Genomic DNA, 13045 nt, shown 5'->3' on the forward strand with positions numbered 1-13045 from the left:
ATAGTTGTCCGGCTACTTTCCCGGTCGCCGTGCGCGATGCTCCACTGGGCCCTGAGGGACCTCCGTGCCTTACGGGAGAAGTCACTCCCTGCCGGGTCGTCTGTATCTCAATCTCGACGTGGTTCCCGGCGCTACCCGGTGCTGACTATGCGCTGCTCACCACAGCCCACGTGGGGTGATCCCTCCTCGAACACCTTGCGGTCGCGGTGATCAAGGACTTGACGCGATCCTACCCGGCCTGTCAAGCGCGCGCAAGTTTGAGCGCTCGTGACGATAGTTCTGTCCATAACGTGGTGGAGTTCAGGTTCAATGTGTAGAAAGCGGCTCTGACCAGGGATTTTAGTCGACGGCTAGATGGTCGAGTTTCGTCCTTTCACCACAGCCGAATCCTGTCGATTCTCGTGGTTTGCCGGAATTGGTAGGCGTAGGCTCGCCATATTCGCGATTGTCCGGTCAGGGCTCGGATGGCCGCGGGGAGGCCGGACATCTGCTGCTGGTGAGCACGAGGAGTGCCGGGCTTGTGAGCGTGTGGTTTGCCAGATGGGTTCCTGTTCGTCCGGCGGCTCGGACGATGAGGATTGCGTGTTGCTCGCTCCCGGTCACGCGGGACGCTCGTTTCGTGATGTGAGCCAGCCCATCAGCTTGTTCTTCTTGCTGTTCTGGAACGCGGCGCAGAGCCAGGTGTCATCGGCCTGACGTTCAAAGACGAAAGTCTGGACCTTATTGAGCGGGACGTTTCGTCCTTTGCTGACTCCGCCCTCGCTCAGGATGATCGCAACATCGTCGCCGATGAAACGGATGCTCGTGACTTGCACTCGCATGCGACTGCCCTTCTGGAACCGAGTTAGGACCGGTTCGTGGTCGCTGGCAATCGCGCTCCTGCCCTTGCTGACCGATCCGAGGAAGGTGACATATGTTGCATCGGTAGTGAAGTAGCTCGCGTAGTTTTCGGCATCTCCGTCGTCCCATGCCTCGACCATCTGGGCGAGCACATGCGCTATATTTGTTTGCATGGGAGTAATGATTGCATGAACGCAAGTAAACGACAAGAGCGGTCTCTTGATCCTGAGCTGTATCGCCGGTACCTCGCGGCTCTGACGCTGTTCCACCAAGCTGCGGCTGACTCGGTCGGACTCTCCGGCACTGACTACCAGGCCAGCAACCTGCTGGAGCTTGATGGGCCGATGGCGAGCAGTGAGCTCGCGCGGCGCCTCGGACTGTCACTCGCTGCGGGGTCGCGACTTGCTGATCGGCTCGTCGAGGCTGGGGTCGCTCGCCGACATGCGGACAGCACTGATCGGCGGCGAGTGATCATCGAGCACTCGGGAGTCCTCCCGGGGGAGCTCGCGCGCACGCTTGACCGGGTTCGAGAACCGATTGCCGCCGCGCTGGCATCAATGTCAAGCGAACAGCTGTCAGGCGTCGCCGCGTATTTGGCAGCCGCCACCAGTGCTTACGCACAGTCAGCACGCTCGCTCAGCGACGTGCCTTGACTTCCACTTCGCCGAATAGACGTCGCTGCTGCCTGAGGTCGCGAGCGGATGGTTGTTCGTCGAACGCGTTGCCGTCGAGACGGTCGAGGTCCAGGATCGGATGTCTGACTTCTGCGCAAGCACGTCCGCGTGGACCCCTGGCGCGCTCTTCGGCCGCGAGTTGATCTGAGAATGCGCGGCGACTCTGCGTGCCTTGCTTGTCCGGCTGCACGCCCGCAAGGGGGTTGAGTGGTACCATGAAGTTGTACCGGTCGACGCAGTGGAAGGGGCCATGATGTCTATCAGCGCAAGTGAGGCACGCAAGACCTTGTTCCCGCTCATTGAGCGAGTGAACGAGGATCGCGATGCCGTCGAGATCGTCTCTCGCAAGGGCAACGCCGTCCTCATGCCCGCTGACGAGTACGCCGCGTGGCAGGAGACAGCATACCTGTTCCGCTCGCCGGCAAACGCTCGCCGCCTGCTCGATGCCTACGAACGTGCCCGCGCAGGGAAGACCGAGCACCACGACCTCGATCGTGCTGATGAGGAAGCCTGAGTGCGTCTGGTTTGGGACGAGTCCGCGTGGGAGGACTACAAGCACTGGCAGACAGCTGACCGTAAGATCCTGAAGCGGATCAACACACTCATTGATGCTTGCTTGCGCGATCCGTTCTCCGGAATCGGAAAGCCCGAACAGCTGAAGTATGGAGCACAGGGCTCATGGTCGCGACGCATCACCGACGAACACCGGCTCGTCTACCTCGCCGTCGATGACGACCTCGTGATCCTGCAGGCCCGTTACCACTACTGAGAGCGAGTGTCCCACCTGGACGTAGTCAGGGGTCTGTGTCCTCGAGACCTGCGGACCCGTTCCCTTGCTCCGTGATCTTCTTGACGGCGTCGACGGTGCGGACCAGTTACTGATCTTTGGATCCTGGCCCGCGCGCCGTGCCGGTCAAAGTGGTGCTTTCCTGAACGATATCGACCTGCTCTTGATCGGAAACGTGCCGCGCTGAGCGCTCGCCTCGATCGCTGCTGCCGCGGGTGAGGAGTTGGATGTTCCCGTGAATGTGACAGGATTGACTGCCGACGAGTGGGATGTGGCCGATCCGTCGCCGTTCGTCGCGACACTCGGGTCGAGGCCGATTGACGACGTGCTGACGGGCGAGGTCCGTGCTTGAGGCCAGCGACGCATCGGGCCGATCACTCCCGGAGAGTTCCTGATGCAGGACTTCATCGAGAGGTACGGCATTACGCAGAACGAGCGCTCCGTGTCGATCGGAGCTCCGCTTGGCGGATCAACGAGATCGTGCGCGGAAAGCGAGGCATCACCGCCGACACCGCGATCCGTCTGGCGCGATACTTCGGTACGTCCGAGGAGTTCTGGATGAACCTGCAGTCGAGCTTGCGAGCTGCGAATGGAACGCAGTGTGCTGCGCGAAAAGGATGCAACGATCACGCCGTTGAAGGTTGCGTGAGCGAGGGCGCCCGTACCCAGGTACTGTAATCCAGGTGAAGATGGAGGCATCCGTCGAGATCGTCCCCCGCGATGACAATCCTGCTGGTACGAAACAAGGTGGAGTTGAAGTTCAATGACTGATGACAGTGTGATCGACGAGGCGGCTCTGCCTCCGTGCCCGGAATGCTCCGAGGCGTACACCTACGAGCAGGGCGCGCTGCTCGTGTGCCCGATGTGCGGGCACGAATGGTCCCCAGATGAGGGCGACGAATCAGCCTCCGATGACGGAGTCATGCGCGATGCCGTCGGCAATGTGCTCGCCGATGGCGATGCTGTCACCGTCGTCAAGGGACTCAAGGTCGCAGGCAGCGGCGGAAGCACCATCAAGGTCGGCACCAAGGTCAAGAGCATCCGTCTGCTCGACGAACCGGTCAACGGCCACGACATCGATGCCTCGGTGCCCGGTATCGGGCGGATCTACCTGAAGTCCTCGGTCGTCAAGAAGGTCTGACGCCTCGATGCGGAGCTCCCCAGTCGGGGAGCCCGGAATGCCGGCACCACAGTCCGGTTCGTGATCGACATCGCGTATCGACGTACACTCGACTGCCCAGGCCTGGCTCCGCGGTGAGCTGCTTCGTTCCGAATCTCGGCGGAATATTGACATAACGCCTAGCGTTATTGACGCGGTGCGTTATATCATTCTTCTGTGATCAGATCGTTCGCCGACCGTGATACCGAGCGTATCTGGCGTCGCGAGTCGGCGAAGAGATTCGATCCGCGCATACACCGGACGGCGAATCGGAAATTGCATCTTCTCGATGCTGCGCCCTCGCTCGACGCTTTGCGGGTACCTCCCGGCAACCGTTTGGAGGCGCTCAAGGGCGATCGGGTCGGTCAGCACAGCATCAGGGTCAACGATCAGTGGCGAATCTGCTTCCGGTGGACCGATGCAGGACCCGAAGACGTCGAGATCGTCGACTACCACTGAGGAGGGGCCATGTCCGAAAAACTCTATCCGCCGATCCACCCGGGCGAGGTCCTGATGGAGGACTTCATCAAAGGGTTCGGCATCACGCAGAACAAGCTCGCCGTGTCGATCGGTGTGCCACCTCGGCGCATCAACGAGATCGTCCACGGCAAACGGGGGATCACAGCCGATACGGCGTTGAGGCTGGGGCGTTACTTCGGAGTGTCACCGCAGTTCTGGCTCAACCTGCAGACTCAGTATGAACTGGAACTTGCTCGGGATCGGCTGTCTGATCAGGTCGAGTCGATCGTTCCCCTGCGCATTGCCTGACCGAGTAGGGAATCGGCTCGATGACCGGGGTTCGGGCTCGCCTGATGATGAGGAACTCGGCTAGGAATCTCAGCCCATCAACTGCGGAGTATCCCGCGAGCACGGCCCGATCGTCTGATGGCGAACGAATACACGAGCGCCCACACGACTCCGATCGGAGCAGTGACCGCGAGAGCGATCCCAGAGACGACCACGACGGGGAAGGGCCACGTGGGTCCGTTTCCGTCCAGACTCGAAACGTTGAACCCGAGCAGCGTGCCGAAGACGAAGAGATACGCATAGGTTCCGAAGAACACAATCGACGCCAGTCCTGCCGCCATCAGAGGGCCGAACGTGGTGAGGACTTCGCGTCTGCTCAACTGGTGCCTTTCGTCGTCATGGAGTGGGCCGGCAATTCCACCTCGAGCAAAGGAATCCGGCTTCGCATTCATCAAAGCCGGTGCCTTCCCGTGTTGCGCCCATCGACACACGAAAGTTGCCGATTCGAAATCTCAGACCTGTTCGCCCCCTTTCGAAGAGCAGCTCGCCAGACGCAGCACGTCATGTCGAACGCACTGCCGCTGTGTGGAAGACTGATCCCGTCCCCGCTGATCTTCCGCAAGGAGCACCCGCATGACCGACAGTGCCGCTGGCCTCATCCGCACCCTGATCGAGAACCTCAAGGAGGCCCCTGACGAGTGGACATCGCTGTCGATGGTCCTCGGTTTCGACCATGAGAAGGTCAACAGCGTCGGCGGCTTCGTCTACGGCGCCGAGGATGTGGTCACGTCGGTGACCGCCTCCCCGTACGATATTCGGCCCGCAGTGAAGGCCTTCACCGACGAACGGTACCCGGACGGGACGCCATTGCCGGTCAGCATGCTCGTCCAGTTCGATTCCCCCACAGGGAACTACGAAGTGACGTTCGAAGACACCGACAGCTCGCGGTGGCAGGTGACACCGGCGAACTTCAAGACCATTCGCGAGGTCTTGCGTCCGAACTTCGCGTGACGCTGCTCGCCTCCGCGCGAGCCGTCCCGCTACGGCATGAACGAACGCCACCGCCGCTTCCGCCGCTCGAACGCGAACCGCTCCGAACGCAGCCGCCGGATCCGATCGACGACGTCCGGGGCATAGCCGAACGCCGCATCCGTGTCGACGAGCCCGTCGAGCACCGCAGCATACCGTTCGACGGGAAGATCGATGCTCCGGCACAGCATCACACGTGCCACCTCGGTGGAGGCCGACTTCTCGAGATCGAGGATCATCCGATCGTGCGCGGAGAGCTCGGTGACGGTTCCAGGGACCACGCGCCCCAGTCTGGCACGCCGGTGCGAGCACCCGCCAAACCCCGAGGTCAGCACCGTCCTCGCCCCCACCCCGGTCACGCCTGCGCCGAGGTGTTTGCGGTCGACGCCGCAGACCACCGCCGCTCACAGGTGACATTGTCACCGCATTTCGATCCGCGAGTCCGCACTCGGGGTTATGATCGTCGCCATGACAGCGACCCCGACGCCCCTGACCCGCTCTCGGCTCGTCCCCATGCGCCCGCGCGACCCCAACGAACCCGGCCGCTCCGCCTCGACGCTCGAACTCTTCTTCGACCTCGTCTTCGTCGTCGCCGTCTCGATCGCCTCGGTGCGCCTCGCCGAGGCGATGACCGAAGGCCACGTCACCGACGGCGTCATCGACTACCTCATCGTCTTCTTCGGCATCTGGTGGGCGTGGATGAACTTCACGTGGTTCGCCACCTCCTTCGACACCGATGACTGGCTCTACCGCCTGCTGACGATCATCCAGATGGGCGGCGTCCTCGTCCTCGCCGCCGGTATCGGCCTCGTCTTCGAAGAGCACAACTTCACCGTCGTCATCATCGCCTACGTCGTCATGCGCTTCGCACTCGTCGCCCAATGGGTCCGCGCCTCGTGGTCATCGCCGTCGGCCCGCAGCACGTGCCGCCTCTACGCGATCGGGGTGAGCATCGTCCAGCTCCTCTGGCTGCTCACCCTCCTCCTGCCCGGCAGCGGCTTCTTCATCGCCCTGCCGATCCTCATCCTCGCCGAGGTGGCCGTCCCCGTCATCGCCGAACGTGCCGGACTCACCCCCTGGCACCCGCACCACATCACCGAACGCTACGGACTCTTCACCCTCATCCTGCTCGGTGAGAGCCTGCTCGCGTCGGCCAACGCCATCATCGAAGCCATCCAGGACTCCGATGCCCTCGGCCCGCTCATCGCCATGGCCGTCCTCACGCTCATCGCCACAGCAGCACTGTGGTGGATCTACTTCTGGCCGCCCCACCACCGGTCGATCCGCGGCCTGCGCAACTCGCTCGCCTACGGTTACGGCCACTACTTCATCTTCGCCGCCGCCGGTGCGTTCTCCGCCGGCATCGAAGCCGAGATCGCCGTCATCACCGACCACAGCAAGCTCGAACCGCCCTTCGCCTCGTTCGCGTACACGATCCCCATCGCCGTGTTCATCCTCGGCGTGTGGGCGATCGCGATCCGCCCGAACGCCGACCGGGTCGTCAACATCGTCGTTCCCCTCGGTGGTCTCCGCGTCCTCATCGACCCGCTCATCCCGGTGCCCTTCGCCCTGACCTCGGTCATCCTCATCGGCATCGTCGTCGTCCTCGTCTGGCGCCCGCCCCTGCCTGACCCCGATGACGAACCCGCCGAGGTGCTCGTCGACTGAACGCTCGACCCTCACCCTTGGGGTCGCCTCAGACACTGAGACTCAACCACCGAGACTCAGTCCGCGGATTCCTCCGGTCGGACGAGACCGGGGTCCTCATCGATGAGGGTGAGCAGTGCCGTGAGCGCCGGAGGCTGCCAGCGGCGGCGCGGCCAGGTCAGGGAGATCCGCCACTCAGGCGTCGGCTCCGGCAGGTCGATGACCCGGATGCCGGTGCGCCCGAGCACGGTCGAGCGCGGCAGCAGGGCGATGCCGAGACCGTGCCGGACGAAGGCAATGATGAGTGCCGCCGTCGACGATTCGGTGCTCACCTGCCGCTGCAGCCCCTGAGCGCTGAACGCCTCGTCGGTGACGGTGCGCTGTCCGAAGCCAGTGGGGAAGTCGATGAACTCCTCGTCGACGATCTCGGGCAGAGTCACTTCGGCGGACCCTGCCAGGCGGTGATTCTCTCCGACGATGACGACGACAGGGGAGCGCGAGATCTCCCGGGAGATGAGCGACGGATGGGCGGTGAGGTCGGTGGAGAACGTCGCGTCGAGACGATTGTCCGTCGTCTCCTGCCGCAGACCGGCCGAACCGGCAGGGGAGGAGATGAGCTGGAGTTCGACGGCAGGATGGAGCTGCCGGTAGCGGCCGATGAGCTGCGGCAGGTCGAAGGGCAGCTCCGAGGTGGGCGTGCCCAGCCGCAGCCGACCGCTGACGACGCCCTCGGCCTGCCTGACCGCGGCCAGGGCCGCCTGCTCATCGGCGAGCAGCGCCCGAGACCGCACGAGCAGCTCCTCACCGGCAGGGGAGAGGTGGAAGCTGCGGGTGGTGCGGATGATGAGCGGCACCCGGGCCTCGCGTTCGAGCGACTTCACCGCAGCGGACACCGTCGACTGGGCGACATGGAGGGCCTCGGCGGCACGCGTGAAGCTGCGCGCCTCGGCGACGGCGACGAAATATTCGAGCTGGCGCAGATCCATCGACCAATCATCGCACAGAACGATTTCTGTCATCCGAATCATTCGTTGGACACGATGAGTGCTGCGGGTGGAAGGTGGAAGCATCCCCTGACGAGTCCCGCAGCATCCCCGTGAGAACAGGAGCGAGCATGAAAGCGACGATGAGCAGCCCTGCAGCATCGGTCAGCCGCCGGCATGGCCGTGGATTCTGGTTCGTCGCCTTCGCCTTCCTCGTCGGCATGGCCTATTCGACCCTGCCGACCCCGCTCTACGCGATCTACGCCGAACGCGATTCGTTCTCCACCTTCGTCATCACGATCGTCTTCGCGATGTACGCCGTCGGCGTCGCCGTCAGCCTCCTGCTCGCCGGACACGTCTCCGACTGGGTCGGCCGCAAGCGCATCATCATCGCAGCCCTGGGACTCGAGATCGCCTCGGCGCTCATCTTCCTCCTCTGGCCCGACCTCCCCGGACTCCTCGCCGCCCGGTTCATCTCCGGTTTCGGCATCGGCATGCTCACCGCTACGGCCACCGCCCATCTCCACGAACTCCACGGCAGGCACCGTCCGGAGGCGAGCTCGGCCCGCTCGGAGACCGTGTCGATCGCGGCGAACATCGGCGGCCTCGGGCTCGGCCCGCTCATCGGCGGGTTCCTCGCCCAATACGTCGCCGGGCCGCTCGTCGTGCCCTACGTGGTCTTCCTCGCCCTTCTCGTCCTCGCGGTCGTCGGCGTGGCTGGGACCCCGGAGACCGTCGAGGTGCTGCCCTCACGGCCGCGGTACCGTCCGCAGCGTCCCGGCGGTGCCGGATCCGGGCGGGGATTCTGGTTGGCGGGGATGGCCGCGTTCACGGCGTTCTCCGTCTTCGGCGTCTTCACCTCGGTGGCCCCCGGATTCGTCGCCGGCGCCCTCCACCAGCCCAACCGGCTCGCGGCCGGGGCGATCACCTTCGTCGTCTTCGCCGCAGCCGCCCTCGCCCAGACGGCCACGCGAAACCTGAGGGCGCAGGTCAGGCTCTCCCTCGGCTCACTCGCCGAGGCGGTCGGCCTGCTCGTCCTCGTGTGGGCGATGCTTGCCAACAGTGCGCCGCTGTTCCTCCTCGGCGGAGCGCTCGCCGGTGCTGGTGCGGGCTTCCTCTTCAAGGGCGCGATCGGCACGGTCCTCGCCTCGACCCCGGCCCGCAGCCGAGGGACGGCGCTGGCCGGTCTCTTCCTCGTCGCCTACATCGGGCTCATCGTGCCCGTCCTCGGACTGGGGCTGGCGGTGACCGTGGTGTCATCGACGGCGGCGATGATCGGACTGAGCATCATCCTCATCGTCATCCTCGCCGCCCTCCAGGTCAGCGCACGCCGCAAGTGAGCGCGCGGCCAGTCAGCGCGGGCCGCCGGTGAGTGCACGCCTCCGGTGAAGGCACTCCGCCGATGAGCGCGCGACGCCGGTGAGCGACAGCTCAGTCTCCGTACTTCTCGAGCAGCGCCGTCACCGAATCCTTGCCGAGCTGATTCGCCGCGAGGGGACTGTCGCCGGTGAGGAGATTCCGGTCGCGCATGGTCGCCCCGGTCATCTCCGTGTTCTCGACGACGATGCCCGCCTTCTCCAGCGCTTCGCCGAGCGCCCAGGGCATCTTGCCGGGCAGGTACCCGATGTCGATGTTCGCGCCTTGATCGAGGGAATCGGGGAAGGCGACGATGCGGTATCCGGAGAACGGGTTCTCATCCCTTCCGACTCCGGAGGCGAGCAGTCCGGCCGGTCCGTGGCAGAGGGTGATGACGAGGCGGTCGTTGTCGAGGAAGAAGTCGAGCGCCTCCCCGAGCACGGCGCTGTCGGGGATGCCGTTCATCGCCCCGTGCCCGCCGGGGATGAAGATCGCGGCGTAGTCGTCAAGCCCCTGCTCGATGACCTCGGCGAGCCTCTTCGGGTCTTTGAACTGCTCCTTCGTCGCCTCCCACGCTGAGCCCACTGCTTCGTCGTCCTTCGGGTAGGCCCACCATTCGAACTTGCCGGGCTCGCCGCTGACGGTGGCGATGTCGATGCCATAGCCGGCCTCGGCGATGTGATGAAGCGGCAGGAGCGTCTCCACGGGATGGTTGCCGGTGGAGAAGAACGTCTCGTTCTGCATGAGCATGTAGCGCTCGTCTGTGGCGATGACGAGGACCTTCCACCGCCCGCCCGTGTACTTCTCATCCGTGCTCAGCCCGTCGAAGTCGGTCTTGTCCGCCGTGTACTGGGACAGCGAGTACGGGGACGGGAAGTAGGCGTTGTTCTCCGCCGGGTCCGGCTTCGGCTGGCGGTCCTGGTCGGCGGGGGTGGTCTCGGACATCTCGTTCCTTCCATCGTCGGTGCCGGGGCACCGGATCTCTCGCCGAGGCGGCCCTCGGCCTGATCATGCAAGTTCGGTTGTCGTGGTGCCGCCCAACCTATGTCAGGTGCTGAGGATGCACAAGGGTGAGGTGGGTCGGGTGCGCAGTGGAGATCCGCCTTGCAGCGTCGGGAGCAGCCGGGCGCACCTGGGCTGTGGGACGATGAGACCATGCCTGTGCCCACACCGACGTTGGTGACCGAACGCCTTCGACTGCGCCCTTTCGCTGCCTCCGATGCCGATGACCTCTTCGCGCTGCAGTCCGATGCGCGAGTGCTCGAGTTCTGGGATTCTCCTCCGTGGACCGATCGCGCGATGATCGAACGGTTCCTGGGCGGATGCCGGACGATGGCCGATGAGGGCACCGGTGGGCGAGTGGCCGTCGAACGCACCGAGGATCGGGCGTTCATCGGCTGGTGCACGTTCAACAGCTTCAACCCGGACTTCCGCAGCGGGTCGCTCGGGTACTGCTTCACCGCCGAGTCCTGGGGGCACGGATATGCGACCGAAGCCGCCGGAGCGGTGCTGAGCTGGGCCTTCGGAGCCTTCGACCTCAACCGAGTGCAGGCCGAAGCCGACACCCGCAATGCCGCCTCGGCGCGGGTGCTCGAAAAACTCGGCTTTCAGCGGGAGGGAACCCTGCGCGAGGACTGCATCGTCGACGGCGTCATCTCCGACTCGTGGGTGTTCGGTCTGCTCAGGCGGGAGTGGAGGGGATGAGGGGCCGCCCTCCGCGCAGGGACAACGGGTCTCCGGGCAGGGACGACGGGATCGGCCAACCACCTCGGCGAGGATTGAAAACGACCGGGGAGAGTGCAAGGATCACTCTTCGTGAACACCGATTCGGGTGAGCAGCCCGAGAACCCGCCGACGCAGGCAGACCCGGCACCACCTGCGACGAAACAGCCGCGCGATCCCCGGCGACTCGCCACCCCGCTGCCGCTGCTCATGCTCGGGGCACTCGGGATCGTCTTCGGTGACATCGGCACCTCCCCGCTCTACGCCCTGCAGACGGTCTTCAGCATCCACCACAACTCGGTCGCCCCCACCGAACAGGACGTGCTCGGAGTGGTCTCCATGGTCTTCTGGTGCCTCATGCTCATCGTCTCCATCGCCTACCTCGGCTTCATCCTCCGCGCCGACAACGAAGGCGAAGGCGGCATCCTCTCCCTGGCCGCGCTCATCAAACGCAAGCTCGGAGCCGGATCCTCCCGCGTCAAGGTCGTCATGGTGCTCGCGATCATCGGCGCCGCCCTCTTCTACGGCGACTCGCTCATCACCCCCGCAGTCTCGGTGCTCAGCGCCGTCGAAGGACTCCACGTCGTCAGCCCCGAGCTCGGCCCGTGGGTGGTGCCGTTGGCCGTCGTCATCCTCGCCACCCTCTTCGCCGTCCAACGGTGGGGGACAGGCTCCATCGGCCGAGCGTTCGGACCGATCATGTTCGTCTGGTTCGCTGTCCTCGCGCTCCTCGGCATCCCCCAGATCATCGCGAATCCGACGATCCTCCGCGCTCTCTCACCGACCTATGCGATCGACTTCGCCCTCGACCGCCCTCTCGTCGCCTTCATCGCCGCCGGCGCCGTCGTCCTCGCCGTCACCGGAGTCGAAGCGCTCTACGCCGATATGGGCCATTTCGGGCGTCGTCCCATCGTCGTGGCCTGGTTCAGCATCATCTTCCCTGCCCTCGTGCTCAACTACTTCGGGCAGGGTGCGATGATCCTCGTCGACCCCTCGGCGATCGAGAACCCGTTCTTCCGCCTCGCCCCCGACTGGGCGCAGATGCCGCTCGTCGTCCTCGCCACCGCCGCCACCATCATCGCCTCACAGGCGGTGATCTCCGGGGCCTTCTCCGTCTCCCGGCAGGCCACCCGACTCTCACTGCTGCCGCGACTCAAGGTCATCCAGACCTCGAAACGCGAAAGCGGACAGATCTATGTGCCGGCGGTCAACGGGATCCTCTTCATCGGCGTCATGGCGCTTGTGCTCTCCTTCAGCTCCTCCCAAGCGCTCGCCTCCGCCTACGGTCTCGCCGTCACCGCGACGCTCCTCCTCGAACTCTCCCTCTTCCTCCTCCTCGCGCTCGAGATCTGGAAGTGGAAGCTGCCGTGGGTGCTCCTCACCGGCCTGGCCATCGGCGGCGTCGAATTCGCGCTCTTCTCCGCCAACGTCGTCAAGATCGCCTCCGGCGGCTGGCTGCCGCTCGCCATCGCCGCGGTTCTCGTCACGATCATGCTCACGTGGAAGAAGGGTTCGGCGCTGATGTTCGGCAGGCGAGCCGAGATGGAAGGACCCATCGAGGACTTCGTCGAGGAGATCGGCCGTGCCCCCGTCCTCCGGGTGCCCGGCGTCGCCGTCTACCCGCACGGCAATCCGGCGACGGCCCCGTTGGCGCTGCGCTCGAACGTCGACTGCAACCACATCCTCCACGAACACGTCGTCATCGTCACGATCAAGAACCTCGGCGTCCCCCACGTGAGCCATGACAGGCGTGTCGTCGTCTCCGATCTCGGCCGTCCCGACGACGGCATCGTCCACGTCCTCTACAGCATCGGATTCAACGACTCGCAGGACGTTCCGAGTGCACTGCGGCAGGCCGTCGGTCGGACACCGGAGCTCGACTTCGACCCGAAGGAGGCGATGTACATCATCTCCGTCTTCCGGATCGAACCCGGCGGCGACGCCCGGATGGCGCGCTGGCAGAAGAGCCTCTTCCGGACCCTCGAGAAAGCCTCGGCCAACCGCACCCACGTCCTCCACCTGCCCGCCGACCGCACGACGGTCATGGGGGAGACCGCCGAACTCTGAGCGGAGTCGGGGCACGGTTGGGGCACTCAGGCGC

General features: G+C 64.8%; 15 protein-coding genes and 1 pseudogene. 12 read left to right on the forward strand and 4 right to left on the reverse strand.

The annotated features are described in order from the left end of the window. Positions 1-599: 599 nt before the first annotated feature. The gene (locus AAHA49_RS01260; protein WP_339393713.1) at positions 600-1013 is read right to left on the reverse strand and encodes an SgcJ/EcaC family oxidoreductase; all 414 of its coding nucleotides are present in this window, start codon (positions 1011-1013) and stop codon (positions 600-602) included. A 15-nt stretch (positions 1014-1028) separates the two neighbouring features. On the opposite strand from AAHA49_RS01260, the gene AAHA49_RS01265 reads away from it, so the two are divergent. The 8 genes and pseudogenes from AAHA49_RS01265 (at position 1029) to AAHA49_RS01300 (ending at position 5218) form a co-directional block, all read left to right on the forward strand. Next, a complete protein-coding gene (locus AAHA49_RS01265) occupies positions 1029-1493 on the forward strand; it encodes a MarR family winged helix-turn-helix transcriptional regulator (RefSeq protein ID WP_339393712.1) in 465 nt (154 codons plus the stop codon). Positions 1494-1767: 274 nt separating this feature from the next. Next, entirely contained in the window at positions 1768-2028 is a 261-nt protein-coding gene (locus tag AAHA49_RS01270; protein ID WP_339393711.1) for a type II toxin-antitoxin system Phd/YefM family antitoxin, read from the forward strand. Beyond that, entirely contained in the window at positions 2029-2283 is a 255-nt protein-coding gene (locus tag AAHA49_RS01275; protein WP_339393710.1) for a Txe/YoeB family addiction module toxin, read from the forward strand. Positions 2284-2695: 412 nt separating this feature from the next. Then, positions 2696-2950, forward strand: a pseudogene (locus AAHA49_RS01280) (HigA family addiction module antitoxin). A 114-nt stretch (positions 2951-3064) separates the two neighbouring features. Then, positions 3065-3442, forward strand: coding sequence for a zinc ribbon domain-containing protein YjdM (locus AAHA49_RS01285; protein WP_339393709.1), 378 nt, complete (start codon positions 3065-3067; stop codon positions 3440-3442). 195 nt (positions 3443-3637) lie between these two features. After that, a complete protein-coding gene (locus AAHA49_RS01290; RefSeq protein ID WP_339393708.1) occupies positions 3638-3919 on the forward strand; it encodes a type II toxin-antitoxin system RelE/ParE family toxin in 282 nt (93 codons plus the stop codon). 9 nt (positions 3920-3928) lie between these two features. Beyond that, complete coding sequence (locus AAHA49_RS01295; RefSeq protein ID WP_339393707.1) at positions 3929-4228, forward strand: HigA family addiction module antitoxin; 300 nt, start codon at positions 3929-3931, stop codon at positions 4226-4228. Between the two features lie 612 nt (positions 4229-4840). After that, entirely contained in the window at positions 4841-5218 is a 378-nt protein-coding gene (locus AAHA49_RS01300) for a hypothetical protein (protein ID WP_339393706.1), read from the forward strand. Positions 5219-5247: 29 nt separating this feature from the next. Here the strand turns inward: AAHA49_RS01300 and AAHA49_RS01305 are convergent, their stop codons facing one another. Then, positions 5248-5517 carry a DUF3263 domain-containing protein gene (locus tag AAHA49_RS01305; RefSeq protein WP_339393705.1) on the reverse strand — a complete coding sequence of 90 codons (270 nt, stop codon included), beginning with the start codon at positions 5515-5517 and terminating at the stop codon, positions 5248-5250. A 187-nt stretch (positions 5518-5704) separates the two neighbouring features. On the opposite strand from AAHA49_RS01305, the gene AAHA49_RS01310 reads away from it, so the two are divergent. After that, positions 5705-6904 (forward strand): low temperature requirement protein A, encoded by a 1200-nt coding sequence (locus AAHA49_RS01310; protein ID WP_342036906.1) that lies wholly within the window; start codon positions 5705-5707, stop codon positions 6902-6904. A 56-nt stretch (positions 6905-6960) separates the two neighbouring features. Here AAHA49_RS01310 and AAHA49_RS01315 read toward each other — a convergent pair whose 3' ends face one another. Then, a complete protein-coding gene (locus tag AAHA49_RS01315) occupies positions 6961-7902 on the reverse strand; it encodes a LysR family transcriptional regulator (protein WP_342036907.1) in 942 nt (313 codons plus the stop codon). A gap of 107 nt (positions 7903-8009) precedes the next feature. On the opposite strand from AAHA49_RS01315, the gene AAHA49_RS01320 reads away from it, so the two are divergent. After that, positions 8010-9206, forward strand: coding sequence for an MFS transporter (locus tag AAHA49_RS01320; protein ID WP_342036908.1), 1197 nt, complete (start codon positions 8010-8012; stop codon positions 9204-9206). 91 nt (positions 9207-9297) lie between these two features. Here the strand turns inward: AAHA49_RS01320 and hchA are convergent, their stop codons facing one another. Continuing rightward, on the reverse strand, positions 9298-10167 hold the full coding sequence (gene hchA, locus AAHA49_RS01325) for a glyoxalase III HchA (protein ID WP_342036909.1): 870 nt from the start codon (positions 10165-10167) through the stop codon (positions 9298-9300). A 210-nt stretch (positions 10168-10377) separates the two neighbouring features. On the opposite strand from hchA, the gene AAHA49_RS01330 reads away from it, so the two are divergent. After that, a complete protein-coding gene (locus AAHA49_RS01330; RefSeq protein ID WP_342036910.1) occupies positions 10378-10926 on the forward strand; it encodes a GNAT family N-acetyltransferase in 549 nt (182 codons plus the stop codon). A 111-nt stretch (positions 10927-11037) separates the two neighbouring features. Further along, the gene (locus AAHA49_RS01335) at positions 11038-13011 is read left to right on the forward strand and encodes a potassium transporter Kup (RefSeq protein ID WP_342036911.1); all 1974 of its coding nucleotides are present in this window, start codon (positions 11038-11040) and stop codon (positions 13009-13011) included. Positions 13012-13045 lie beyond the last annotated feature (34 nt).

Origin of the sequence: Brevibacterium ammoniilyticum (assembly GCF_038429965.1) — a bacterium.
Taxonomy (GTDB): Bacteria; Actinomycetota; Actinomycetes; order Actinomycetales; family Brevibacteriaceae; genus Brevibacterium; species Brevibacterium ammoniilyticum.